This window comes from uncultured Chloroflexus sp., assembly GCF_938091255.1.
GTDB lineage: Bacteria > Chloroflexota > Chloroflexia > Chloroflexales > Chloroflexaceae > Chloroflexus.
Genome location: NZ_CALLJH010000025.1, coordinates 1 through 25,360 on the forward strand (window position 1 = coordinate 1; position 25,360 = coordinate 25,360).

General features: G+C 58.8%; 21 protein-coding genes and 1 tRNA gene. 13 read left to right on the forward strand and 9 right to left on the reverse strand.

What is annotated here, in order from left to right; genetic code table 11:
- Nucleotides 1–53: 53 nt before the first annotated feature.
- Together Q1A00_RS09310 and Q1A00_RS09315 are read right to left on the reverse strand one after the other, a co-directional pair.
- Nucleotides 54–129, reverse strand: a tRNA-Gly gene (locus tag Q1A00_RS09310).
- Nucleotides 130–232: 103 nt separating this feature from the next.
- Entirely contained in the window at nucleotides 233–703 is a 471-nt protein-coding gene (locus tag Q1A00_RS09315) for a DoxX family membrane protein (RefSeq protein ID WP_298407107.1), read from the reverse strand.
- 297 nt (nucleotides 704–1,000) lie between these two features.
- Between Q1A00_RS09315 and Q1A00_RS09320 the strand changes: the two genes are divergently transcribed.
- The 4 genes from Q1A00_RS09320 (at nucleotide 1,001) to secF (ending at nucleotide 5,112) form a co-directional block, all read left to right on the forward strand.
- On the forward strand, nucleotides 1,001–1,774 hold the full coding sequence (locus Q1A00_RS09320) for a YceI family protein (protein ID WP_298407110.1): 774 nt from the start codon (nucleotides 1,001–1,003) through the stop codon (nucleotides 1,772–1,774).
- A gap of 66 nt (nucleotides 1,775–1,840) precedes the next feature.
- The gene (locus Q1A00_RS09325) at nucleotides 1,841–2,539 is read left to right on the forward strand and encodes a DsbA family protein (RefSeq protein WP_299756436.1); all 699 of its coding nucleotides are present in this window, start codon (nucleotides 1,841–1,843) and stop codon (nucleotides 2,537–2,539) included.
- 123 nt (nucleotides 2,540–2,662) lie between these two features.
- Complete coding sequence (secD, locus tag Q1A00_RS09330; RefSeq protein WP_298407115.1) at nucleotides 2,663–4,051, forward strand: protein translocase subunit SecD; 1,389 nt, start codon at nucleotides 2,663–2,665, stop codon at nucleotides 4,049–4,051.
- A gap of 59 nt (nucleotides 4,052–4,110) precedes the next feature.
- Nucleotides 4,111–5,112: a protein translocase subunit SecF gene (secF, locus tag Q1A00_RS09335; protein ID WP_298407117.1), complete on the forward strand. Its 1,002-nt coding sequence runs from the start codon at nucleotides 4,111–4,113 to the stop codon at nucleotides 5,110–5,112.
- 166 nt (nucleotides 5,113–5,278) lie between these two features.
- Here the strand turns inward: secF and Q1A00_RS09340 are convergent, their stop codons facing one another.
- Nucleotides 5,279–5,563 carry a DUF427 domain-containing protein gene (locus Q1A00_RS09340; protein WP_298407120.1) on the reverse strand — a complete coding sequence of 95 codons (285 nt, stop codon included), beginning with the start codon at nucleotides 5,561–5,563 and terminating at the stop codon, nucleotides 5,279–5,281.
- 133 nt (nucleotides 5,564–5,696) lie between these two features.
- Here Q1A00_RS09340 and dprA point away from each other — a divergent pair, with 133 nt between their 5' ends.
- On the forward strand, nucleotides 5,697–6,779 hold the full coding sequence (gene dprA, locus Q1A00_RS09345; protein ID WP_298407122.1) for a DNA-processing protein DprA: 1,083 nt from the start codon (nucleotides 5,697–5,699) through the stop codon (nucleotides 6,777–6,779).
- A gap of 142 nt (nucleotides 6,780–6,921) precedes the next feature.
- Here the strand turns inward: dprA and Q1A00_RS09350 are convergent, their stop codons facing one another.
- Together Q1A00_RS09350 and Q1A00_RS09355 are read right to left on the reverse strand one after the other, a co-directional pair.
- Nucleotides 6,922–7,395, reverse strand: a complete 474-nt coding sequence (locus Q1A00_RS09350; protein WP_298407125.1) for an NUDIX domain-containing protein — start codon at nucleotides 7,393–7,395, stop codon at nucleotides 6,922–6,924.
- Nucleotides 7,396–7,669: 274 nt separating this feature from the next.
- Nucleotides 7,670–8,551, reverse strand: coding sequence for a LysR family transcriptional regulator (locus Q1A00_RS09355; RefSeq protein ID WP_298407127.1), 882 nt, complete (start codon nucleotides 8,549–8,551; stop codon nucleotides 7,670–7,672).
- Between the two features lie 289 nt (nucleotides 8,552–8,840).
- Here Q1A00_RS09355 and nrfD point away from each other — a divergent pair, with 289 nt between their 5' ends.
- From nrfD to Q1A00_RS09370, 3 genes are read left to right on the forward strand one after another with little or no spacing between them, the layout of a single operon-like run.
- Entirely contained in the window at nucleotides 8,841–10,526 is a 1,686-nt protein-coding gene (gene nrfD / locus Q1A00_RS09360) for an NrfD/PsrC family molybdoenzyme membrane anchor subunit (RefSeq protein WP_298407129.1), read from the forward strand.
- Between the two features lie 13 nt (nucleotides 10,527–10,539).
- Nucleotides 10,540–13,500, forward strand: a complete 2,961-nt coding sequence (locus Q1A00_RS09365; protein WP_298407132.1) for a molybdopterin-dependent oxidoreductase — start codon at nucleotides 10,540–10,542, stop codon at nucleotides 13,498–13,500.
- Nucleotides 13,497–14,435, forward strand: a complete 939-nt coding sequence (locus tag Q1A00_RS09370; protein WP_298407136.1) for a molecular chaperone — start codon at nucleotides 13,497–13,499, stop codon at nucleotides 14,433–14,435. The genes Q1A00_RS09365 and Q1A00_RS09370 overlap by 4 nt, the downstream gene beginning before the upstream one ends.
- 546 nt (nucleotides 14,436–14,981) lie before the next feature.
- Here Q1A00_RS09370 and Q1A00_RS09375 read toward each other — a convergent pair.
- Complete coding sequence (locus Q1A00_RS09375; RefSeq protein ID WP_298407139.1) at nucleotides 14,982–15,830, reverse strand: ABC transporter substrate-binding protein; 849 nt, start codon at nucleotides 15,828–15,830, stop codon at nucleotides 14,982–14,984.
- 230 nt (nucleotides 15,831–16,060) lie between these two features.
- Here Q1A00_RS09375 and Q1A00_RS09380 point away from each other — a divergent pair, with 230 nt between their 5' ends.
- From Q1A00_RS09380 to Q1A00_RS09400, 5 genes are all read left to right on the forward strand, one after another.
- Entirely contained in the window at nucleotides 16,061–18,022 is a 1,962-nt protein-coding gene (locus Q1A00_RS09380; protein ID WP_298407141.1) for an AAA family ATPase, read from the forward strand.
- Between the two features lie 160 nt (nucleotides 18,023–18,182).
- Nucleotides 18,183–19,013 carry an NADPH-dependent oxidoreductase gene (locus Q1A00_RS09385; RefSeq protein ID WP_298407144.1) on the forward strand — a complete coding sequence of 277 codons (831 nt, stop codon included), beginning with the start codon at nucleotides 18,183–18,185 and terminating at the stop codon, nucleotides 19,011–19,013.
- Between the two features lie 450 nt (nucleotides 19,014–19,463).
- Nucleotides 19,464–20,087, forward strand: a complete 624-nt coding sequence (locus Q1A00_RS09390; RefSeq protein ID WP_298407147.1) for a helix-turn-helix domain-containing protein — start codon at nucleotides 19,464–19,466, stop codon at nucleotides 20,085–20,087.
- 3 nt (nucleotides 20,088–20,090) lie between these two features.
- A complete protein-coding gene (locus tag Q1A00_RS09395) occupies nucleotides 20,091–21,437 on the forward strand; it encodes a BCD family MFS transporter (RefSeq protein WP_298407149.1) in 1,347 nt (448 codons plus the stop codon).
- A 76-nt stretch (nucleotides 21,438–21,513) separates the two neighbouring features.
- Entirely contained in the window at nucleotides 21,514–22,266 is a 753-nt protein-coding gene (locus Q1A00_RS09400; RefSeq protein WP_298407151.1) for a DsbA family protein, read from the forward strand.
- Here Q1A00_RS09400 and Q1A00_RS09405 read toward each other — a convergent pair.
- The 3 genes from Q1A00_RS09405 to Q1A00_RS09415 all read right to left on the reverse strand — a co-directional run bounded on the left by Q1A00_RS09405 (nucleotide 22,244) and on the right by Q1A00_RS09415 (nucleotide 25,281).
- The gene (locus tag Q1A00_RS09405) at nucleotides 22,244–23,299 is read right to left on the reverse strand and encodes an ABC transporter permease (protein ID WP_299756448.1); all 1,056 of its coding nucleotides are present in this window, start codon (nucleotides 23,297–23,299) and stop codon (nucleotides 22,244–22,246) included. The two genes, Q1A00_RS09400 and Q1A00_RS09405, sit on opposite strands and share 23 nt — an antisense overlap.
- On the reverse strand, nucleotides 23,296–24,354 hold the full coding sequence (locus tag Q1A00_RS09410) for an ABC transporter permease (protein WP_298407155.1): 1,059 nt from the start codon (nucleotides 24,352–24,354) through the stop codon (nucleotides 23,296–23,298). The genes Q1A00_RS09405 and Q1A00_RS09410 overlap by 4 nt, the downstream gene beginning before the upstream one ends.
- A gap of 63 nt (nucleotides 24,355–24,417) precedes the next feature.
- The gene (locus Q1A00_RS09415; RefSeq protein ID WP_298407157.1) at nucleotides 24,418–25,281 is read right to left on the reverse strand and encodes an ABC transporter ATP-binding protein; all 864 of its coding nucleotides are present in this window, start codon (nucleotides 25,279–25,281) and stop codon (nucleotides 24,418–24,420) included.
- Between the last annotated feature and the right edge of the window lie 79 nt (nucleotides 25,282–25,360).

The following is a 25,360-nucleotide window of genomic DNA, read 5'->3' on the forward strand; positions in this document are numbered from 1 at the left end:
CTCTCTGTTCCAACAATAAACCCTCACCTGTATGATCGGCGAGGGTAATAAAATGGAGCGGGCGACCGGACTCGAACCGGCGACATTCTGCTTGGAAGGCAGATGCTCTACCAACTGAGCTACGCCCGCACCTCCATTACTGTAGCACATTCCTTATTCGCCCGCAAGTAGCCGCACACGGCAGGGCGCAGCCCCACGGCAGTACGCGGCTACTTGGACACCGCATCAACCGCTACAACGTCTCTCCCACGCCAAGCTGCTCGAATGTGGTTTCCTCCCACGCCAGCCGGCCCGCTTCCTTATCCAGCATCAACAAGAGCGCTGTAATCAGATACGGCGGCATACTCGCGTTAAAGTACGATCCGGCACTGATGTTGATCAATAAAAACAGTGCGAGCGCCGCACTTTGCCGCACACCTTTGCCGGTGAGCATGCTGATTGCGACAATCACTTGGCCGATCGTCAAAATCCATGCAATCGGGCGATACAGTGGAATGGCGAAATGGCGTAAGTATGCCGCGCTAAAGCTGTTGGAATCAATCTCCGAGAGACGCTGCTCAAAATGCTCGCGCATGACCGGCGTGGTCAGCCAACCCCGCGTGATCTTGTGGTACGCGCCATAGGCAAACGTTGCGCCAAACGCATAGCGCAAGAGCACTAGCCCAATTCGCGCCGCTTTCCACAACGTGCTCGACCGATCCATCGGATGCCTCCTGTGCATAGCAGTTGGTACAGGGATGCAAACGCGCTTCACATGAACAGTAGATCGCGAAGTGGGCCGAAATTCGGCTGATATGCATGTGCTGTTCTACCCTTCACGGCCCTACTCCTCACACCCTACTTCCTATCTCTCTCAAGTATAGCACTTTTTAGCAAAAATTGTGTTTATATGTCATAGCAAAAAGCTAAATGTTTGATGAGAAAACGGCATTTCAGGCCACTGATCCAGTATCATGGTTGATGGTATTACGTGCAGATTCTGTACTACGAGGCATATGCGATGATGACCATCCGACGAATAGTGGTAGTGATCAGTTTCATTGTAGTGATTGCGCTGGGCCTGCTCGCCTTTTACGTCTTCCGCCCGCCCGAGGCGGCCAGCGGCCCGCTTGAAGCGGTGCCATTGGCATTGCCTACGACAGCGCCTCTTGCCCAACCAACGGCTGCCCCGGCAACCACTGTCGTTGCTGAAGCGACTACGACGTCGGTATCGCCTACCACTGCAACCGCGCCGGTTCTGCAACTCTTCGCCATTGACCAGAGCCGCTCGGAAGCTCGTTTCTTGATCGATGAGGTACTGCGCGGCCAGCCTGTGACTGTCGTTGGCGTGACCAATCAGGTGGCCGGCCAGATCGCTCTCGACCCAAATGTACCTACGGCGGCGCAAGTGGGTGTGATCCAGATTAATGCCCGCACCTTGGCCACCGATAACGAGTTTCGCAATCGCGCCATCAAAAACGCCATTTTGCGCACCAACCAATTCGAGCTGATCACCTTCACCCCGCGCGCGATCAATGGTCTGCCGGACAAGGTTACGATTGGCGTGCCATTTGAGTTCACTATCGAAGGCGACCTCACCATTACTGACGTCACCCGTCCGGTGACGTTTACCGTCACTGTGACGCCGGTGAGCCAGACTGAGATCAGCGGGGTAGCGAAGACTGCCGTGCTCTACCGCGATTTTAACCTAATTATTCCCGATTCGCCATCGGTTGACACGGTGGCCGACGAAGTGCGGCTTGAGCTAGAGTTTGTGGCGACCCTCGTGGGCTAATTGACGGCGGATCGGGCAATGGCTATAATGACGCGAGTTTTGGCAGTGTAAGGTCAGGAGACAGCAATGAGCGTGCAGAGCACCCGTGGCCGCCGTGTCAAGGTAGCCAAACAGAACAACTTACTCTATTTGTACATTGCGGTTGGTGTGGTAGCGGTCTTGGCCCTCACCGCGCTGATCGTCTTCCTCACCCGCAATACGGGTGAAGTCAAAACGCCGACTGCGCCGGTCGGGCGCACGGCTGAAGGGTTCTATTACAAAGGCAACCCCGACGCACCGGTGAAGGTGATCGCGTTTGAAGACTATCAGTGCCCCGGCTGCGCTTTTTTTACCCGCAGCCTTGAGCCAATTCTCGAACGTGACTACATCAATACCGGCAAGGTGCAATTTATCTATCATGAATTGCCGCTCACTAACATTCACCCGAATGCGTTGCCGGCTGCCGAAGCCGCCCGCTGCGCCGGCGATCAGGGCAAGTTCTGGGAGATGCATAGCCAGATCTTCGCCAACCAGAGTATTTGGGCACAACTCAGTTCGCCGCTGAACACCTTCAGCGGCTATGCCGGCATCGTGGGCATTGACCGCGCCCAGTTCGATGCCTGCATGCAAGCCGGTACCCATCGCGAAGCGATCTTAGCCGCAGCGCAATCGGCTGCCGAACTTGGCGTGCAAGCAACGCCGTCGTTTAGCGTTAACGGCCAGCTTGTTGATTCGAGCCGCCTGTTTACGGCGATTGACGCTGCACTGCGCGCCGCTGGCCGCTGATGAGCGTTTATAGTAACGCAACGACTTGCGTTGTGGTTATTTCCTCGACGGCGGCCTTGACGCGCCGCCGTCGCCGGCCTATAATGGGCCGGCTTTTCGACATGAGTGAGGAGCAGGGCTACCGTGCAAAACCGTAATCTTTCAGCGCTGATATTGATTATTGTCGTGACTGGGTTGGCGCTGGCCGTTAATTTTGCCCCCAACAACAATTTCTTGGGCCGTGATGTCAGCGTGCGCCTTGGCCTTGACTTGCAAGGCGGCATTCAAGTCTTGTTGCGCTCGGCAGATCCTAATGCCACCCCAGAACAGATTGCCACCGCCGCCGGCGTGATCGAGCAGCGCGTGAATGCCCTCGGCGTTGGCGAGACGGTGGTGCAACGAGCTGGCAATGACCGTATTATTGTTGAATTGCCCGGCGTGGCTAACCCCGAACAGGCGATTGAGACGCTGCGCGGCACTGGCCGGCTTGAGTTTATCGACTCGCAGGGCCAATATCTGGCCGATGGCGCGATTGTGCGCACCTCAAGCAGTCCTAACCCGCCGCAACTGCTCGAAAGCGGCACCGTCACCGATGTGAATAGCCTCGGCCCGATCTATCAGAGCATTACCGACGGCGCCGATCTCGACACCAGCGCCGTGCAGCCAACCTTCTCGCAGGGTGGTGCGCTCGGCAGCCGTCCGGCGGTCTCGTTCGCCTTCCGCGGCGAATCGGCCCGCCGCTTGGCCTCGTTTACCGCTGCTAACGTTGGCCGCCCGATGTGTATCGTGCTCGATAATGTCGTGGTAAGCTGCCCAGTGATCAACGCCGCCCTTACTGATGGCTCCGGCGTGATTGAGGTGACGACTGAAGCAGAACGCAATCAGATTTTTAATAAGTTGAAGTATGGTGCATTGCCAGTGCCGCTAGTCATCGAGACGAGCCGTACCGTGACTGCAACCCTCGGCCAAGAGAGTGTGGCCGCGAGCATTGTTGCCGGTATTATTGGCCTATCAGTCGTCGCCATCTTCATGATCCTCTTCTATCGCGGTCCCGGTTTGATCGCGACGCTTGCGCTCTTGATTTATACCGTCATCAGCTTCGCCATTTACCGCCTGATCCCGGTGACGCTGACGCTGCCGGGCATTGCCGGCTTTATCCTCTCGATCGGGTTGGCGGTTGATGCAAATGTGCTGATCTTTGCCCGCTTGCGCGAAGAGTACCGCCGGGGCCGCGATATTCGCAATGCACTGGAGTTAGGGTTTGTCGAGTCGTGGCCGGCGATCCGCGATTCGAGCGTGTCTACCCTCATTACAAGCATTGTGCTGTTTATGTTTGGCAACAGTTTCGGCGTCAGCTTGATCAAAGGGTTTGCGCTCACGCTGGGGCTTGGTATTGTGATTAGCCTCTTTACGGCCGTGATTGTAACCCGTACCTTCTTGCGCGTCGTGCTGCCGCTGTTTAGCGATGAACGCGCATGGTGGTTCGGCGTCGATCGCCGCGAGACTGCACCGGCGGCGACGGCGGCTTCCTAGCGGGTGAGGAGGCGCAAGCGTGCAACGAATCGTATCCGTGACACTGGAGTAATGTCGCTATGGAACATCTCGTCCGCCGTCGCTACTGGTGGTTTGCGTTTTCACTCTTGGTTATTTTGCCCGGTCTGTATATGCTGTTCCTGCACCCGCTCATCACGACCGGGCAGTTTGCGATTGGGCTGCGACCGAGCATTGATTTCGCTGGCGGTGCATTGTGGGAGTTGCGCTTTCCGGATACTACGCCGGAATCATTAACGACCGACCGCATTGCGCAAGCATTTGCAGTGGGTGGATTCGAGAACGCGCAGGTGCAGCTCAGCCCAACAACGGTTGACGGTCGTACCGTAGCCGCTGCATTGGTGCGCACCCGCCCGCTCAGCGAGTCGGATCCGAATAGCGAGATCGAGGCGGTGATGAAGGCCTTGACCGACGCCTTTGGCACGGTAACCCGCGAACGGCTTGAGAGCGTTGGTCCCACGGTCAGCGCCGAATCAACCCGCAGCGCCGTGATCGCGGTGCTCGGCGCGTCGCTGGTGATCTTGCTCTATCTGACGTGGGCCTTCCGCAAGGCGCCGCATCCGGTGCGCTACGGTGTCTGCGCGCTGATTTCGATGCTGCACGATGTGCTGGTGGTGCTTGGTATCGCTGCTATTCTTGGCGTGGCGATTGGGCTGGAAGTTGATGCCCTCTTTTTGACTGCGCTGCTCACAACGCTGAGCTTCTCGGTTCACGATACAATCGTGGTCTTTGATCGCATCCGCGAGAATCTGCTCAACCGCCATCCCGCCGAGACGTTCGACGATATTGTGAATCATAGTCTGGTGCAGACGCTACCGCGGTCGATCAATACCCAGTTGACGACCTTCTTTACCCTCACGGCCCTGCTACTGTTCGGCGGTGATACGATTCGCAATTTTGTATTGATGTTGCTGATTGGTTTGATCAGCGGCACCTATTCGTCGATCTTCAATGCGGCCCAATTGCTGGTGGTGTGGGAGCATCGCGAGTGGCGGAATTGGTTTGGCCGTGGCCGCCGCGATGAAGCTGCCCAAGCAGTGTAATATCGAGGCGCAGAGCGAGCACAGGTGCGGAGATTCTTAACGCAAAGGCGCAAAGATCGCGAAGGGTGCAAAGAGTGGGTATGGATGAGGCGTCAGCGTGCTTGTATTCTACCTATCCTTTGCGGCCTTCGCGCCGTTGCGTTTCACCTTCTGCAACCTTGGCTGCTTACGGCTCGACCTTCACCCCGCGCCAAAAGGCGATATACCCGGCAATCTGCTTCGCCGCCTCTTTCGGCGCCGGATAATACCACGCCGCATCACGATTGACCTCGCCGTTCACGACTACATCGTAATAGCTCGCCGTCCCCTTCCACGAACAGACCGTATGCGTCTGGCTGTCGCGTAAATACTCACGCTTCACCGCCTCCGGTGGAAAATAGTGATTCCCCTCAACCACGATCGTCGCATTGCTCTCGGCGATCACTGCGCCATTCCATATTGCCCGTGGCATCGTTTGCTCCTGTCTGCTAGGTATTGGTCTACGCGATAATCTCCCTTACTCGTATTATGCCCCACTTCGCGCAACTTTTGCCGATCTGGTGCGGTTTCTTATATAGAGATCATTGCTGAGAGCGCAATCAACTATGCACGACATCATCCGCTACTACCTTGGGTTCAATCTTGTGCCCGGCATCGGCCCACTCCGGCTCGCCCGCTTGATCGAGCAGTGCGGATCGGTAGCCGCGGCGTGGCATGCAAGTGACAAAGATATGATCGCCGCCGGCTTAGATGCGCGCAGTATGGCTGGCTTGCGCACCGCCCGCCAGACCATCGACCTCGACGCCGAGCTGGCCCGGCTGCGCGCCGCTGGCGTGACTCCAGTCTCAATCGTTGATCCGGCTTACCCGCCGCTGCTGCGCATGATCCCGGCGCCGCCGCCGCTACTCTACGTGCGTGGCACATTGACACCGGCCGACCAACGCGCAGTCGCCATCGTTGGCACCCGCCGGCCAAGTAACTACGGGCGCGAGGTTACGCACCGGCTGGCCCGCGATCTCGCCACGGCGGGAGTCACCATTGTCAGTGGATTAGCGTTGGGAGTCGACACGATCGCCCATACTGCCGCCCTCGATGCTGGCGGACGCACGATTGCAGTGCTCGCTTGCGGCGCCGATCGCGTCTACCCCGAACGGAACCGCGCGTTAGCCGAACGGATCATCACGGCCGGCACGCTCATCAGCGACTACCCGCTCGGCACGCCGCCCGCGCCGCTCAACTTTCCCCCGCGCAACCGGATTATCGCCGGTTTGAGTCTGGCCACGCTGGTTACTGAAGCGAGCGAGCAAAGCGGCGCATTGATCACCGTGCAATTTGCACTCGATCAAGGGCGCGATGTCATGGCCGTGCCGGGATCAATCTTTAACCCGCTCAGCGCCGGCCCACACCGCCTCATCCGCGAGGGGGCGGCGATCATCACTGATGCGAGCGATATATTGGAGGCGCTTAGTCTAGATGGGCCGAACCGGCCTAATGAGTCGCCGCTGGAGCTAGCCCTCACCGCCGAGGAAGAGGCGATCTACCGAGCTGTCGAAGCTGAACCGCAGCATATCGATGCCATTGGCCGCACCGCTGGGTTGCCGGCAGCCGCGACTGCTGCCGCTTTGGCGTTGTTGGAACTGAAGGGGATCGTGCGCCAAGTTGCGCCGTCCTACTACGCACGAGGCTGATGAGAGGGAAAAGGTGAACAGCCACGAAAAAACGCAAAAGGCACAAAAAAGATGTTTACATTTGCACCTTTTGTGTTTCTTCATAGCTATTCGGCCAAAAACCTCTGCGTCTTCAGAAACCGGACGGCCGTCCGGCGCTGCATCAAAAATCAAACGAGGCTTCAGGCCGGTCAGCGAACGCATCCGCCAGCATCCGGCGCGTGCGAGTCAGTAATGGCGGCAACCGGTTGGGGTCGAAAAAGCCAACATTGACATTCTCGTGACCGGCTTGCTGCAATTCACCGCCAATGATCCGGGCCGCGAAAAAGATAGCCAAAATCTGCGACTGATCGCCGTTGGGGTAACTCCACGCAAAATCGGGGCCGCTATAGATCCCGATCAGCTTAAATGGCTCCAAGATCAGGCCAGTCTCTTCGTGAACTTCGCGCACCAATGCCCGCGCCGGCGACTCATCGAGGCTGATCGTCCCCCCCGGCACATCCCATAGCATCACATCGGCTCGCCGGCATAGCAATATCTGCCCCGCTTCATTGCGGACAAACCCGCTCGCGCGCACTTGCAGAATGCGTTGATGGCCAACGTAGCTGCGCAGCCAGCGTGTGTATTTCACGGTCATACCCGGCTCCTGTTGAGAATAGCCCCCAGATTCAAACATGAAAGATCTAGCGAATTTTTGGTCGCTTTGCTCAAGTTGACGGCTATTATAACACTTCTCATTACGAAGAGCTGCTTGCTAAAATCGCTCGCGGTGCGGCGGGAGCGGGTTGGAGAGGCATGAGATAATCATGGAAACCTGCCCAAAACCCCAAACCGGCCAAGCCCACAATGTCGCGTCGGTCGCTGCGCATCCCAACAATGACAGCATTCCCTAATCTCTGCTCCCCCCTCCCTCATACCTGTCCCTTCAACCACGCTGTCAAAGCTTGGCTCTGCGGACGATCACTCAGGCGCACCCAGCTTAACTGGCGCTGCACCACCAGATCAGGAATATTGAGTACCTCAAGTTTGCGGGCAATCACCTCGGCTTTAATCGTTACACGCGAAACCATGCTCAGGCCCAACCCGGCGCTCACTGCCTGCTTCACCGCCTCGGTGCTGCCCAACTCCATCACCGGACGGATCGTAATCCCACGTGCCGCTAAGGCTTGTTCCATTACCTCACGGGTACCCGAACCGGGTTCGCGCAAGATAAACGGCGCGCCGTTGAGTTCGGCGGCAGGCACATGAGCGCGCCGGCTAAGCGGGTCATCGGGTGGGGCAATCACCACGAGTTCATCGTTGCGCCATGGCGTAATCTGAAGATGTTCCTGTGGCGTGACCGGCCCTTCCACGTAGGCGATATCGATCCGGTAGGAGAATAAGTGATCGAGCACCTGTTGGGTATTGCCAATATCGAGAAACAGCTCAATCCCCGGATATTGGCGGTGGTACGCCCCCAGCAGCGGCGGCAGCAGATAGATGCCAATCGTGCTGCTTGCCCCAATTGCCAGTCGGCCCCGTTGCAAGCCGCGCAACTCTTTGAGCGCCTCGACCGCCAATCGTTCGTGGGCAAAGATCCGACGCGCATGCTCGCCGAGAACGATACCGGCTTCGGTGGGAGCTACGCCGCGCGCACGCCGCTCAAGCAGCACGGTATTGAGTTGTCGCTCCAGCTCTTGGACTGCCCGCGATACTGCCGATTGGCTCATCGTCAGCGCCTCGGCGGCGCGCGTAAAGCTGCCATAATCAAGCACGGCGACGTAGATCCGCAACAGGTGCAGGTTGAGGGTCACTTTCAGGCCTCACAATTAAGATACGTGAATCAGAATGGCTGCATTGTACCATGCAGATGAAAGGATAATGATGGAGTGCGGCAGTCACACTGTCGCACTCCATATACCGAAGTCTCCTGAGTTACTAGCGGCAGTCACACGGCCGCATTCCACCCAGACGCCTTACCATGTTGCAGGTATGCACTTATTCGATGCCTCACATTGAAAATATCTGCTTGCTCGATAAGTAGGTTTCTGTTACGATATAATACAACTGTGATCTTATTCTCATAGCCAGAAAGAGCTGGCCATGACAAACTACGGCTTCCTCATCGATCAGCGGAAGTGTATTGGCTGCCATGCATGCAGTACGGCCTGCAAGTCGGAAAACGAAGTGCCGCTTGGGGTCTATCGCACGTGGGTGAAGTACGTTGAAACCGGCACGTTTCCCAACACCCGCCGCCACTTCCAAGTCACCCGCTGCAACCATTGCGCCAATCCGCCCTGTGTCCGCATCTGTCCTGTCACCGCGATGTACCAGCGCACCGACGGCATCGTTGAGTTTGATCCGAAGGTGTGCATCGGCTGCAAAGCCTGTATGCAGGCGTGTCCTTACGACGCGATCTACATCGATCCTGACACGCACAACGCCGCCAAGTGCCATTTTTGCGCCCATCGCGTTGATCAGGGTCTCAAACCGGCCTGCGAGATTGTCTGCCCCGAACAGGCGATCATCTCTGGCGATCTCGATGATCCGAACAGCTTGATCAGCCAATTGATCGCCCGCGAGCCGGTGTCGGTGCGCAAGCCCGAACAGGGTACAGCGCCAAAGTTGTTCTACATCGACGCCGATCAGACCACATTGACGCCAACCGCCTCAACCACCAGCTCGACCTTTATGTGGGCTGATGTGGTCAGCGAGCAGTTGGTGGGTCACCACCACGGCAACGGCAATGGCCGGGTGAAGGCCGCCCGCGAGGTCATCCCGCTCACTGCCGCTTCGGGTGCGAAGATCCGCCCGCCGCGCGAGCAAGGTCTTGGGATCGGCCAGAGCGCGTTGATGATGGGCGGGCGGGTGGCCGGCCACATGGTGCAGACCGCCTATAACGCCCAGCACAAGATTCCGTGGCACTGGCCGGTGCCGGCCTATTTGGTCACGAAGGGGATTGGGAGCGGCGTCTTTTTGGCGATTGCCGTCGCAGTCGGATTGGGGCTAGCGCCGCTGGCCGCGCCGCTACTGGCGATAGCACTCTTTGTCAGTTTGCTCTTTATCGGCATCACCACTGGCTTGTTAGTCTTCGATCTCGACAAGCCGCATATGTTCTTTACCATTCTCACCCGGCCGCAATGGCGCAGTTGGTTGACCCGCGGCGCGTTTATTCTGATCGGCTTTACCGGTGTAGCTGGGTTGTGGTTCCTTGCTGAAGCCGGTGCGGCCTTTAATCTGTGGCCGGAAGCGGCCATCGCCGGGTTACGCCCGCTCTTTGCGTGGGTAGGCATACCGCTGGCGGTCATGGCCGCAATTTACACCGCCTTTCTCTTCGCCCAAGCCGAAGGTCGCGATCTTTGGCAAAGCCCGCTCTTGCCGGCTCACTTGCTGGTGCAAGCGTTAATGGTTGGCGCAGGAACGCTGTTGCTCATGGCGCCATTTGTGGCGATGCCAGCCGAAATTCTCACCTTGCTCGGCTGGCTGTTTGCCGGCGGCCTTGCGCTCGATCTCTTTATGCTCCTGTTAGGTGAATTCGGCATTCCACATGCCAGCGAAGTTGCGGCCCGCGCCGCCCATGACATTAGCCACGGTCGCTACCGCCGCCACTTCTGGCAAGGTGCGATTGGGGTGGGTCACGTAGCGCCGTTGGCCCTGATCGCGCTAGCCTTACTCGCGCCCGCTTTGGCTGCGCCGCTCTTGGCGGTAGCTGGCTTGGCCGCTATTGCTGGCCTGTACGCCTTTGAATATGCATTCGTTATGGCGCCGCAACACGTGCCGAACAGTTAGGAAAGGTGTGGTTATGGCGACGTCATTGCTCAACCGTTTGTTAGGAACGCTCAGCCAGAAGCCGCAAGCGCGGGTCGAACCGCTGGCCCCGCCGGTCGACCGGTATGTCACTAGCGATGCGCCGGCAACTGTACCGGCCAGCACTGAGTTGCGTGACTATCCGCCGGTTGAACGCTGGAATGACTGGACGGAGTACGATCCGAAGCTGTGGCCGCAGAAGGTGGCCCGCCGCTATACGTTGGTACCGACGATCTGCTTCAATTGCGAGAGCGCCTGCGGCTTGCTGGCGTATGTTGATGTCGAGACGCTCAAGATTAAGAAATTTGAGGGCAATCCGCTCCATCCCGGTAGCCGGGGCCGCAACTGCGCAAAGGGGCCGGCCACGCTCAACCAAGTCTACGATCCTGACCGCATCCTTTACCCGCTCAAGCGGGCCGGCAAGCGCGGCGAAGGCAAGTGGGTGCGTGTCTCGTGGGACGAGGCGCTCAACGAGATTGCTGGTCGCATCCGCAAGGCGATTATCGAAAAGCGCCAGACTGAAATCATCTATCACGTTGGCCGCCCCGGTCACGACGGAATTATGGAGTGGGTACTGCCGGCATGGGGAGTTGACGCCCACAACTCGCACACCAACGTCTGTTCATCGGGGGCACGCTGCGGCCAAGCAATGTGGATGGGCTATGACCGGCCTTCGCCCGATCATGCCAATGCCCGCGTGATCCTCCTGATCAGCTCGCACCTCGAAACCGGCCACTATTTCAACCCGCATGCCCAGCGGATCATGGAAGGCAAGATGGCCGGCGCCAAGCTGATCGTGCTCGATACCCGCCTCTCGAATACTGCCTCGCTGGCCGATGAATGGCTCTCGCCATGGCCGGGTAGTGAAGCTGCTATCCTGCTCGCAATCGCCAATTATCTCATCCGCACCGGCCAGTACAATCGCGACTTTGTGCGCCGCTGGGTGAATTGGGATGCCTATCTGCGCGCCGAGCATCCCGGTACGCCGGTCAGCTTTGAGCATTTCGAGATGAAGCTGCAAGAGCTGTATGCCCAGTACACCTTCGAGTTCGCCGCCCAAGAGAGCGGGGTCAGCGCTGAGCAGATCGAGCGGGTGGCAAAGATTGTCGCTCGTTGCGAAGGCAAACTGGCTACCCATAGCTGGCGCAGCGCCACCAGCGCCAATCTCGGCGGCTGGATGATCGCGCGCTGCCTCTGGTTCCTCAATGTGCTCACCGGCTCGATTGGTGTCGAAGGCGGCACCTCGGCCAATGTCTGGGATAAGTGGGTGCCGCGCCATCCCAACATGGCGCCGCATCCGAAAGTCTGGAATGAATTGACGTGGCCGCAAGAGTACCCGCTCACCTTTTATGAGCTGAGCATCCTGTTGCCACACTTTCTCAAAGAGGGTCGCGGCAAGGTTGACACGTACTTCACCCGCGTCTATAACCCGTTGTGGACGAATCCCGACGGTATGAGCTGGTTGGAAGTGCTGACCGATGAGAGCAAGATCGGGTTGCACGTCCATCTCTCGCCGACGTGGAGCGAGACCGGTTGGTTCGCCGACTACATTTTGCCGATGGGGGTCGGGGCCGAGCGCCACGATATGATGAGCCAAGAGACCCATGCCGGTTGCTGGATCGCCTTCCGCCAACCGGTGTTGCGCGAAGCGATGCGGCGCTTGGGCAAGTCGGTTAAAGACACTCGCGAAGCCAACCCCGGCGAAGTCTGGGAAGAGACGGAGTTCTGGATCGAACTGTCGTGGCGGATCGATCCCGACGGTAGCCTTGGCGTGCGCAAGACCTTTGAAAGCCCATACCGGCCCGGCCAGAAGATTACGGTTGATGAGTTGTACGGCTGGATGTTCGAGAACCACGTACCCGGTTTGCCCGAAGCAGCGGCGAAAGAGGGCTTGACCCCGCTTGAGTATATGCGGCGCTACGGTGCGTTCGAGATTCGCAGAGGCGCTATGCCGACCTTCGACAAGCCGCCAAGCCCAAGCGAATTGGCAAACGCGGCGATCGATCCTGAAACCAAGATCGTCTATACCAAGACGCCGGCCCAGCCGTCGTCGAATATCACGCCGCTGCCCTACTTCGAGCCAGACCCGGAACGCGGACGACCAATCGGTATCCAGCTCGAAGATGGCACCATCGCGACCGGCTTTCTTACCCCGTCGCGCAAACTTGAGTTCTACTCGACGACGCTGCGCGATTGGGGTTGGCCCGAATACGCCATTCCGACCTATATCCATAGTCACGTTCACCCCAGCAAGGTGGATCGGAACAAGAATGAAGTCGTGCTTCTCTCGACCTTCCGCTTGCCGACGTTGATCCATACCCGCAGCGGCAACGCGAAGTGGTTGTACGAAATCAGCCACAAGAACCCAGTTTGGATCCACACCAGCGACGCCGAACGGCTAGGGTTGCGCACCGGCGATCTGATCAAGGTCATCACCGAAATTGGCTACTTCGTTGACCGAGTCTGGGTGACTGAAGGCATTCGCCCCGGCGTAATCGCCTGTTCCCACCACTTGGGACGCTGGCGATTGCAAGAAGACGGTGGCGGCAAGCTCTCGACCGCGCTGGTAGAATTGAAGCAAGAGGGCGATGGTCAGTGGAAGATGCGCCAAGTGCATGGCATCAAACCTTACCAGAGCGAAGACCCCGATACGGCGCGAATTTGGTGGGAAGATGCCGGTGTGCATCAGAACCTGACCTTCTCAGTGCATCCCGACCCAATCAGCGGTATGCACTGCTGGCACCAGAAAGTGCGAATCGAGCCAGCCGGCCCGAACGACCGCTACGGCGACATTTTTGTTGACACCAAGCGGGCGCACGAAGTCTACCGCGAATGGCTAGCGATGACCCGTCCAGCGTCGAAGGTCTCACCCGACGGCTTGCGCCGGCCACATTGGCTGTTGCGTCCATTCCGCCCGGCGCGTGAAGCGTACTTGTTGCCGAGGAAAAAGTCGTGACGGCATATTCCGAATTGGTGGCCCGTCAGGCCTTAGCCAGCCTGATTGGCCGCCTACTGCTAGCGCCGCCTGCCGCCGAATTATGGGCGGAGGCGGCGATGTTGCCAGAACTAGCTGATGTAATGGGGGACGGGCGCGAGGCGTTAGCCGTCGCCTACGAATATCTGATTGGGCGCAACGTCTACCCTTACGAATCGCTTTACCGCGACGAAGAGCTGATGCTCAACACCGCCGCCGCCGAGCGAGTGGCGGCATTGTACGAGTCATGCGGTTTTGTCCCTGATCCCAATGTGGGTGCGCCAGACCATTTGGGGTTGGAACTGACCGTCCTAGCACGCCTGATCGCGACCGAAGCCGCCGCGCAGGCGAATGGCGACGCTGCGCTGCGCAGTTGGGCGCGGCGGCAAGCGACGACATTGCTGCACCAGCATCTCGCCGGTTGGGTGCCGATTTGGGCGCGCACGGTGCATCGCATTCCGGCCCATCCCTTTTATCAGACGGTGGCCAGTTTAGTGGTGGAGTTGATCGGCAGCGAACTTGAGCGGCTAGCCGGTGAGCCGGTCGTGGTACAAGAGTATATTCCCCTGCAACCGGCCACCCCCCACGACGAAGAGACCGATCTGAGCGCGCTGATCCGCCATCTGATCACGCCGGTCAAAGCTGGCTTCTTCCTCAGCCGGGCCGACTGCTCGGCACTGGCGCGGCAACTGGGTTTCGCAATCCCGATCGGCGACCGCTTTGGCATGGCGCGCACCCTGTTCGAGACAGCCGGCCAGTTCGAGCAGGTCGAAGCGTTGATCGCCGCCCTTCAAAATATTATGTCAATTGAAACTACAGAGCTGCGCCGACTGATCGCCGCCCAACCGGTGTGGGAACCGGCCTTGCAACCGTGGCTGGCGCGGTTGGCGGACAGGCGCTGGTTAGCTGTGAACTAAGCTTGTCCCCACACCCAGTCCTTCTCCCACCGGGGGAGGGGAGTGCCCGCACCCCGCTCCCGATCCCCCTTCCCCCGCTGCGGTAAGGCTCTTTCCCCCACTCCCAACCTCTCCCCCGCCGGGGAAGGGGAGTCGGACTCCTTGCCGCAAAGGGAGCCAAGGCACGAAGAATACCAAGGGCGCAGAAAGTGTTGGGGGAAGAGCCGCTCCCCAAATTGTCATTGCGAGCCGAGCAGTCAGAGTCGAGCACCACTCGGCCCGCTGTGAGGTGAAGCAAGCTCTCGCGTGAGTAGGAAGGATCTGCTCAGGCATGGCGTGCGCTGAAGCAGGAGATTGCTTCGATCGCTGCGTGCCCTCGCAATGACAGCGTGACTCTTCCCTGCCCCCTCCGCATCCTCAGCGCCCTCTGCGGTAAAAAACGCTCCCGCCATCAGGAGAGAGGAGCTGGGGGGTAACGCCGAGGCGCGAAGCATACGGAAAGGCGCAAAGGGGTTTTGACTGATCGCTTTCCCTCCGCGTCCTCAGCGTCCTCTACGGTAACCCCCATCAGGGGAGAGAAGGGAGCAATGGGAGAGAGCCTTGCTCCATCCACCGCCGTCGCAAAGCCGCCAACACCCCGCGCGCCTCGAGACGGGCAAGCGCGCGGTTGACCTCAGCTTCGAGCTGGAAGGCGGCGGCGGGCATCGCCAACACATACGGCTCGTAGGACAGCGCAGCGGCGATGCGCAGATCGCCGTTGGCCAGCGCACCCAATGCGGCCACATGATCGAGGATCGCGGCATCAATCGCGCCAGCGCGCAGGGCGTGCGTCAGCGATGCGGCTTCTTCGGCTTCAACGAGCGTCACCGGCGTCGTCAAAGCCAAGCGGCGCGCCAAGGCATCACCCTCGCTGCCCAACACTACGCCAAGGCGGCGATCGCGCAGATCGAGCAAGCCGGCAATCGGGCTAACGGCTCGTGTAACCAGCATCAACCCACCATCGAAGTAGGGTTGGGAAAACCGGGCACGGTAGCCTTGTTCGGGAGCGTAGGGCAGAGCTGAGGCAATCAGATCGGCCTGCCGGCTAGTCAACTGATCGTAAAGGGCATCAAACCCGCTCCGCACAAACACCACCTCAACCTCCAACTCAGCAGCCAATGCTTGTACGAGTTCGATGTCAAAGCCGGTCAGCATCCCATGTTGATCTTCGACAAACGGGCGGTAGCCGGGATCGACCGCCACCCGCAGCACACCACGCTCGCGGATACTGGCATAGACCGGGTCGATTGGAGCAGCGCCAGTCTGCACGCTCCACACCAGCCATACGTAGGCTGCCACCGTCACAAGAGCCATCCCATCAAGCCAACGATGCCAGTGATGCAGCGAGACATTGCCCATGCCGACGAAGCCCTTCATTGGATCCTGCGCATTGCACATGCGCCGCAATGCGCATCTATCTGCTACATTCAGAGCCGGCGCAAATTTATGAGAGCATTCTCATCTTTACGCCTTGACCGCTCATCTAACCATCGGTATACTTCATATAGCAGCATCGTAATAATCATAACACGTAGTATTTTCCCCCGTTCGAAACGTCAACGTATCAGCGCACAGCCGTCACGTCAATTTTGGAATGGGAGTCGCGCATGGCAATTGAGCCCTACCACCCAACCCCTAATTCAACCGCTACGAATCGCGAGCAGGAGCTAGAGAAAAAGATCGCGAAACTGTTCGAGCGCTGGAATTGGAAGCTATTTCGATTCTTGCGCTTGATGCTCTTTCTCGGCATTGGCATCTGGCTAGCGGCTAACCTCCTCCCCGGCATTTTTAACATTATTATCACCGGTGAAATCGGCAATCTGATCCTCCAAATCATTCCGGTGGCCGTATACCTCTTCTTTTTCATCGGCTTCCAGTTCTGGCTGATGTACTTCTTTATGGCCCGAACCCGCATCTACTGGGTCAAGCCGGGTGAAACGGGCGTCAGCTTCAAAGATTACCGCGGCAATCCCGAGGTGTTGGAAGCGGCGCGTCGGGTGGTGACGCTACTCAAAGGTGCGAAAGAGTTTAAGCAAATGGGTGGCGAAGTCACCCGTGGCATCTTGCTGATTGGGCCTCCGGGCACTGGCAAGAGCTACCTTGCGCAAGCGATCTCAACTGAAGCCGGGGTGCCGTTTGGCTACCTTAGCGCGCCATCGTTGCTCTCGGCGTGGATGGGTATGGGTAACATTAAGGTGATGAACCTCTACCGTAAAGCCCGTCGCTTCGCGCGCGAATACGGCGCATGCATCCTTTTTATTGACGAAATTGACGCGATTGGCATGGCCCGCAGCTCGAACTTAATGGGCACTGGCGCTGCTGGCGCAGGCATGAGCAATCGCGAGAATGTGGTGATGGGTGTTGGCGGCATGATGGGTGGTGGCAGCAGCTTGCTTAACGAGCTGCTGTTGCAGATGGATCCACCGCCGCAAGAGCAGACATGGTGGGGCAAGCTGCTGCGTCTCGTCGGATTGCGGCGCGGCAAGGCCGAAATGCCGCCGGTACTGACGATGGCTGCTACCAACCTTGCCGAAACGCTCGACGCCGCGCTGTTGCGCCCCGGTCGCTTTGACCGCAAGATCGCGGTGGAGCCACCCGACGCCGATGGCCGCCGCGAAGTGATCGAATATTACCTAAGCAAAGTCAAGCACGAGCCGATGCCGATTGATCGCATGGTTGCCGACACGATCGGCTATACACCAGTGGCGATCAAGTATGTGATCAACGAAGCTACCATCCACGCCCACTTCGATGGCCGCGCTGCAATCAATTACTGGGACTTCACCCAAGCGCGCGAGATCCACGAATGGGGTCTTAAGCAGCCGATCCGCAGCATGTCATACGAAGAGCGCCGGCGAATAGCGTACCACGAAGCCGGCCATGCCTACGCCGCCGTCAAACTGCTCAAGAAAGAGCGCCTGACCAAGGTGACGATCGTGCGACACGGCAACGCGCTCGGCTTTGCAGCGTGGAAGCCGGAAGAAGAGATTCACACCCGCACTCGCGAAGAGTTGCTCGACCGGATCAAGATCGCACTGGCCAGCCGCGCCGCCGAAGAACTATTCCTCGGCACGCAAATGAGCGGCGTCACCAGTGACTTGCAGAGCGCAACTGGCATTGCGGCGATGATGGTCGGTGCGTATGGCATGGACAACAGCTTCTTCTCGTACCTGCTCTTTGGAATGCAAGGGTTGTCAGCGCCGGATGTCAAGCCGCGGGTCGAGGCGATCTTGCAAGAGCAGTACCGGATCGTCAAGCAAATGCTTGAGCAGAACCGGATGGCAGTGATTGCGATCGCCGAGGCGTTGATCTTGCGCAACGAGCTGACCGATATTGATGTGAACGAGATTTTGGCCCGCGTCGAGGCCGAACATCCCTACTTACCGCCGAGCGAGAAGCCGGAACGGCCAGCTTTTGGCTTTGCCGCGGCGCTGGCGCGCTCGAACACCACACTGGTACGCCGCCGCCGTGAAGCAGTGGCACTCCCGGCTCCTAGCCGGCCAGCGCCTGAGATCACGATTATCGATGCGCAGCGCCGGGAAGGGGTGGAAGGCGCAACGTCGTCGTAGCGATGGGATAGGTGCGTACAAAGCGGCGAGACGGATCGTAAGGGCGGGTTTGCAACCCGCCCTTACCTTACTATCCCGGCATACTATTGCTGATGCCACACCTACGAGACCGTGTATAATCAATCCTGATAGAAGACATAGCAGATACCTGAGGAGTGCCATGACCGAGACAACCCTCACCACGCATGAACTTTTGCGCCAACGGTACGGCGATGCTATACCCGAACAGATCATCAGTAACCCGGCGATCGATCTGCTGCTCAGCCACCGCTCGGTGCGCTCGTATAGCAATGAACCGCTGCCGGAAGGCACGCTCGAAACCTTAATCGCAGCGGCGCAATCGGCTGCCACGTCATCGAACCTGCAAACGTGGAGCGTGGTGGCAGTGACCGACCCAGAACGCAAAGAGCGGCTAGCGACACTGGCCGGCAACCAAAATCACATCAGGCGTGCGCCACTCTTCTTGGTCTGGCTCGCCGATCTCAACCGGATCGCGCAGGCGGCGGAAGCGCGCCAGATGCCGCACGACGGGTTAGATTACCTTGAAATGTGGCTCGTCGGTGTAATTGATGCCGCGCTCGCAGCGCAAAACGCGGTGATCGCCGCCGAATCGCTCGGCCTTGGCACCGTCTACATCGGCGCAATCCGCAACCAACCGCTCCATGTCGCCACCGAATTGCGCCTCCCGCCGATGGTGATGCCCGTGTTTGGCATGTGCGTCGGTAAACCCAACCCTGACCGGCCAGCAGCGATCAAGCCCCGCCTGCCGCAGGCTGCCGTCCTGCATCGCGAAGTGTACCAGCCTGAGCAAGTGCCGCCAGCGGTTGAGCACTACAACGCCACGATGGCCGCCTTCTACACCGCGCAACGGATGAATGTCGAAGGCGACTGGGTTGATCACTCGGCCAAGCGCGTCGCCGGACCGCAGAGCCTGTCGGGACGCGATGTGTTGCGCGATGTCCTGCACCAGCTCGGCTTTCGGTTGAAATAACACAACCTCGCTCACGATCATTTCACGCTCCCGCTGCGCAATACCTTGTGCAGCGGGAGTTATGTTATACTATATAAAGTTTTGAGTAGTTTTAGTGAGATTCCTGAGCCTTGCGAGCGCCGTGTATAACTAACAGTACAGATGGTGGAGCGACGCACTCTTCAAAGGTGAGGGTGCAGGTTGTTTGCGGCATACGCTCGGTTGCGATTTTAAGGGTGCGTTGAGCGAACGTTGACAATTAGCGCGTGAGCAGCCTCTTTTCATTGCGAGGGGGCGCAGCCCCGCAGCAATCCCCCGCTACGGCGGGATGGATGCTAGAACAAGGCACATCCGTACTCGTGGGAGATTGCTTCACCGCCTCCGGCGGCGCGCAAGGACAATGTGGGGGAGTGGGGAATTGCTTCGCTCCGTTGCACTCGCAATGACACGCGGGGAGTAACTAAACGAACAATGAGCGACAAAGAACCGCCAACCTATCTTTCATTATCGGCGGCCAGCCAGTTGTTAGGGGTGCATGCCTCGACCTTACGGCGCTGGGCCGATGAAGGGGCCGTGCCGGTGTACATCACTCCCGGTGGGCACCGCCGTTTTGCCCGCGCCGATATTCTCGCGCTGGCGGCGCGGCGGCCCTTGCCGGCGCAATCGATCAGTAGCGTCCTAGCTAGCAAAGCCTTAGCGCAGACACGAAGCGAACTATCAAATCCTTCGACAGCACCCGCGTGGATGATGACGATGGAGGAGCATGAACGGCTAGAATGGCGGCGAGTCGGCCAGCAGTTGATGGGAGTGGTGTTGCGTTATGTAAGCTCACACGATGAGCATAGTCCATTACTCGAAGAGGCGCGGGCTATTGGCTTGAAATACGCCCGGCTGGCCCGTGCCACCGGCTTGCCGCTGACCGATGCAATTGCCGCGGCGCTCTTTTTTCGCGATTCGCTCGTTGAGGCGGCAATGGATCTCCCCGAGGAAGCCCACCTGCGTCCGGCTGAGAGCGCTCGGCTCTTGCGCCGGATCAGCCGAGTGGCGAATGAAGTGCAACTGGCAGTCGTTGCTGGTTATGAAGCAGAGGAGTGAACCGTGGATGCGAAAGAACAACGCTTGAATGTGCCACGCACGCTGAAACTGGGCACCTTTCACATCGGTTCATCGTTCATTGATCTGTTGACATCAGGTGTTTTGAATCGGGTGTTGATTACCGATTTAGCACTCGCTGCCACACCGGTCGCGTTGTTATCGGCGCTGCGCTACTTGTTAGCGCCGCTCAGCATCTGGGCCGGATACCGCTCAGACTTGCGCCCGCCCGGCAAACTGCGTCGACTGCCCTTTATCTGGGGTGGACGTTTGCCAATGCTGTTATCGTTACCACTCTTGCCATTCGTAACCGGATTGTTGGCGGCTAATCCCTCATCGGTATTAGGGTGGGGGCTAGCATTCTTTGCCTTTCTCATCTACGGCGTTGGTACCCTTATTTCGGGAGCTACCTACCTTAGCCTCGTGCGCGATAGCGCCCCGCCGGCTCGCCGTGGGCAAGCGTTGGCGATTGTGCAGGTCTTTTTGGTGATCAGCTTCCCGTTGGCGGGAGTCATCTACGGTCGCCTGATGCCAGTGTATGATCAAGCTAGTTTCTGGCGACTCGTGCTGATCGGAATGACCATCGCGTTTGCGTTTATCGCCTTTGCCCTCTGGCGAGCGGAACGCCCAGCGGAAGCGGTGGCAAACGTTGATCCAACCCCACCCGAACCGTTTCTGCCGCTCTTGCGCCAGATGTGGTCGGATCAGCGAGCGCGCTGGTTCTTCCTCTTCCTCGCGCTAGGGGCGGTGAGCGCTTTCGCCCAAGACGCGGTGCTCGAACCGTTCGGCGGTGATGTGTTTGGGTTAGATAACGGCCAGACCACCCGCTTCAACGCCTACTGGGGGGTTGGAGTGATGATCAGTCTCTTGGGCACAGTCTACTTCACCCGCCACCGCGCCGCGCACGAGCAGACTAGCGTAGCGATGATTGGATTGGCCTCCACCGCACTGCCGCTATTCTTGCTCAGTATGATCGCGCTCACCGAATGGCAAGCCTTGCTTATTCCGGTGCTATTCTTGTTTGGCTTGGGCTTTGGCATTTATACCGTCGGCGCAGTATCGTTGCTGGCCGCCATGACCACCGAACGGCACGCGGCAGCGTATCTTGGCCTGTGGTCGATGACGCAATTACTCTTCCGCGGTCTCGGTATCTTTGCCGGCGGTGCGGTGCGTGATGTTGCGCTTTGGGCCAGTGGCTCGTATACTATCGCCTATGCGAGCGTGTTTATGCTCGAAGCAATTGGTCTTGTCGCCTGCATCCTGATCTTGCAGCGAGTCGACGTACCCGGCTTCGTGCGCGGCGAGAGCCGGCCACTGGGAGCAACGGCAACGTTGGCCGCAGCGGACGGGTGATTGAAACCGTGGTTGGGTAGCTTGGGGCCGGTTTGGAACCGGCCCCGACGATGCCCGCCGCTAACGGACCAACACTATGCGCCTTGCACACTTCTGGCTGACCTTGTTCACGGTGGTTTTGATCGGTTGCGGTAGCACCGCCCCGCTTACCCCAACCCGCTCGCCCGTTGAAGTACGGCAAACACAAATTGCTCTCCAAGGCTTACCGACCGTCCCGCCAGCGCCAACCGAATTGGCCCGGTCTACGGCAACACCACGGCCAGCGATCAATCTGGTTGAGTTGCTCAACCTGACCGATGATGATCCGCGAGCGCTCGGCGATCCCAAGGCGCCAGTGCTCATGATCGAATTCACCGACTATGAATGCCCCTTCTGCGCCCGCTTTGTCAACGAGACGCGCCCGCGCATTATCAGCGAGTTTGTCGAGACCGGGGTCGTGCGCTTGGTAGTGCGCGACTTCCCGCTAAGCTCGATCCATGGTTCGGCAGTCTTGGCGGCGAGCGTGACCCACTGCGCGGCAGCGCAAGATCGGTTCTGGCCGGTATATGAGATGCTGTTCCAAACCCACGGGGTGGAGTGGGGCGGGGTGCCGAAGCGCGACCGAGCAACGTTGATCGAGCTGGCCGGCAACCTCGCTGTTGATACAGAGCAGCTCATCGCCTGCCTCGACAACCCGGCGACCGAAGCGGCGGTGTTGGCTGAGGTTGAAGCGGCTACGCGATTGGGTATTAATTCAACGCCCAATTTCCTTGTCAATGGCCAATTGGTGCGGGGCGCATTGCCGTTTGAAAGTTTTGCCAGTTTGATTAGACAGTTAGCCGGACGGTAGGGGCCGCCCGCAACACCCCGGCTAATGCTACGATCATCACGGCCAACACAGCAAGCTGACCAGCAATATCGGAGAGGGTAGCGCCGCGCTGGACAATGGAAATCACCGGATCAACCATGTAGAAGGTCGGGAAGAATTGCGCGATCCATTGCGGAATCATCGGGAACAGCCCGATCAGCGCCGGCGCGTAGAGCAGCAAACCGAGCGCCTTGACCGTGGCGAACAGCGAGTTGATGTCGTTGACCAGCACGCCGAGCAGAATGCCGAACTCAGCAGATAACACTGCGCCGAGGAAGAGCACTAGCAACACCAACCACATCTGACTGCTCCATGCGCCATTGAGGGCCAGCACTAGCAGCGCCATCACCGTGCTCAGTGCCACGCCAAGCACCCCCTTGGCGACATAGATCTCGGCGCGGGTCGCCGGCGTCACCAGCAGCGCGTTCAAGGTGCGGCGCTGCTTCTCGCTGACCAACGATGAGGCCGGCAGCATCAGCGCGCCGAACACCACCGTCATCAAGACCAGCAACGGCAACAACCGCTGTTGCCACGTCAGCTCGTTGTTCGCACCGAGCATCGTGGTCGCGATGGTGACCGGAGGTTCGTGACCGGCTAGCTCGCGCAGCCAATCGGCAATCGCGGTACCAATCAAGACTCGATCGCGCAGCAAACTCTCACCCCAAACATACACGGTCAGGCTGCCGTGTTGCCCACTTAACACGCGCTGATCAAAATCGGCTGATACCAGTAATCCCACATCTACTGCCCCATTCGCCGTCGCGTCGCGCAACTCGGCCTCGCTCGCGTAGCGACGCACCATCAGGCCCGGCATCGCTTCGGCCAGTTGGGTCAGGCGGGAAGCGCCGGGATCGACGATCCCTAGCCGCGGCTTACCGCTAAAGAACGTGCCAAAGATCAGGCCGAGCGCCAAACTCAGACCAAGCGGCACCACAATGGTAAAGATGAAAATAAAGTTTTTTGGCCCCTGCACCGCCTCGCGGTAGAGCAGGGCAAGGATACGGCGCAGACTCATGCGAACCTCCGTTGTAAAATGGCCATGCCTAGCGCCAGCAAGAGCAGAGCCGAAGCGGCCAGCGGCAGCAGATTGCTGCCCACCTCGGCCCAGCCTGCACCAAAATTGAGCGTGCGGTAGATCGTGTCAACCAGATAGTGGGTCGGGATGAGCCGGATCCAATCGGCGGCCAAACCGGGGATCAAGACTGTAAAGGTGGGCAGGGCCATTATCAACAGCGCCAGCATACCCCACCCCATCACCGACATCAGATCGCGGCCAAGCGAAGCGATCAAAAACGCGACGCCGGTCATCAATACTGAGCCGATTAGCAGCGCGGTCAGATTGAGGAATGCCGCCTGCGCCAACCCACCGGTGACGGCGAGCAGTATTACCGCCTGCGCAAAGGCAAAGAGCGAACCGAACAGACTCTTGGCGACAAATAGGCCACGCATCGTCAGGGGCGTCACCAACAGCGCCCGGATCGTCCCCTGCTCGACTTCAGCAGCGATCAGACTAGCCAAACCGAGGCACTCAACCATCAACACGAGCACCGCAAAGAGCGGCAACATACGCTGGCGAGGCGCGATCTGCGCGCCGGCCAGATCGGGGCCAAGGATCACCTCACTAATCGTGACCGGTAACGCTTGGCCGGTGAGGTTGAAACTCAACTCGCGGGCAGCCGCTTCGTAAACGCTGACAAAGTCAGGTGTCACTTCCGGGGCTAGCAACAACTCCACGGTCGGACGGGCGCCTTGGCGAAGCTGGTCAAACAGATCGGGCGGAAAGGCAAACCCGACCGTCACCTCGCCGGCAGCCACGGCGGCGCGCAGATCGGTGACGGAAGCGAACTGCTGTACCACCACCGCATCGTCATCGAGCGCCTCGGCTAGCGCCGGCGGCATTTCGGAAATGACCAACCCCACCTTTAGCGTCTCATCAACCGTAGCCGGTAACAGAAAATAGATCGCCGCGTAGGCCACCAAACCGAGCACCGTCACCAAAGCAAACAAGCGATTGGCAAAATAGAGGCGAGCATCTTTTTGGATCAACGCCCAGATGGCAGCAGCGTTCATAGGTAGATTCCTATAGCTAGGCGGATCACTTCGGGCGCGTTGCACCCTCGCAATGACAAAACATTACGCCAAACCGCGACCGGTCAGGCGAATAAAAATATCCTCTAGCGTCGCTTCTTCGCTATGGAGCGTCACCACCTGTTGATGGGCGAGCAGATCGGCAATTTCAGTCGGCGTTTCGGGACGGTCAAGAATAATCTCGCGGGTGAGCAACTTCCCATCGGAACCAACCACCTCGGCGCGCACCATGCGCTTGCCGTACTGCTGCTTGAGATTATGCGGCGTATCGAGGGCTACGATCTTGCCGCTATTGATAAAGGCGACCCGATGACAGAGCCGGTCAGCCTCGTACATATCGTGAGTGGTGAGAAAAATCGTCGCGCCGCGTTGCTGTTCTTCGAGCATGACGCGCCGGATCGCCTCGGCAGAGGTCGGATCAAGCCCCTCGGTCGGCTCATCGAGAAAGAGAATAGCGGGACGATGAACAAGGGCGCGGGCAATCATTAGCCGCTGCTTCATGCCTTTGGAATAGCGCCCAACCAGATCGGCGCCGCGACCATCGAGACCGACCCGGCGCAGCAAAGCGTTGATATCAACATCGCGCACATTGAACAGATTAGCGAACAGACGCAGATTATCAACGCCGCTCAACTCCTCGTAGAGATTAGGCTGCTCGAAGCAGACGCCAATGCGGGCCTGCACCTGCTTGGGATGGCGAGCCACATCAATCCCCAGCAACAACGCGCGCCCGCTAGCCGGACGGAGTTGGCCAGTCAACATCTTGACCGTCGTAGACTTGCCGGCGCCATTCGGGCCAAGAAAGCCGAGAATTTCGCCGGGGGCGACGGTAAAGCTGATGTGATCGACCGCAAGCAAATCACCATAGCGATAGGTCAGGTCTTCAGCAACGATAGCAGGTTCAGGCATAACGACCTCGCGCAAGACAAGAACCGCCGGTATTGCGCCGGCGGCCCATGCGGTTATGCAGCCATTATAATCCCGTTTC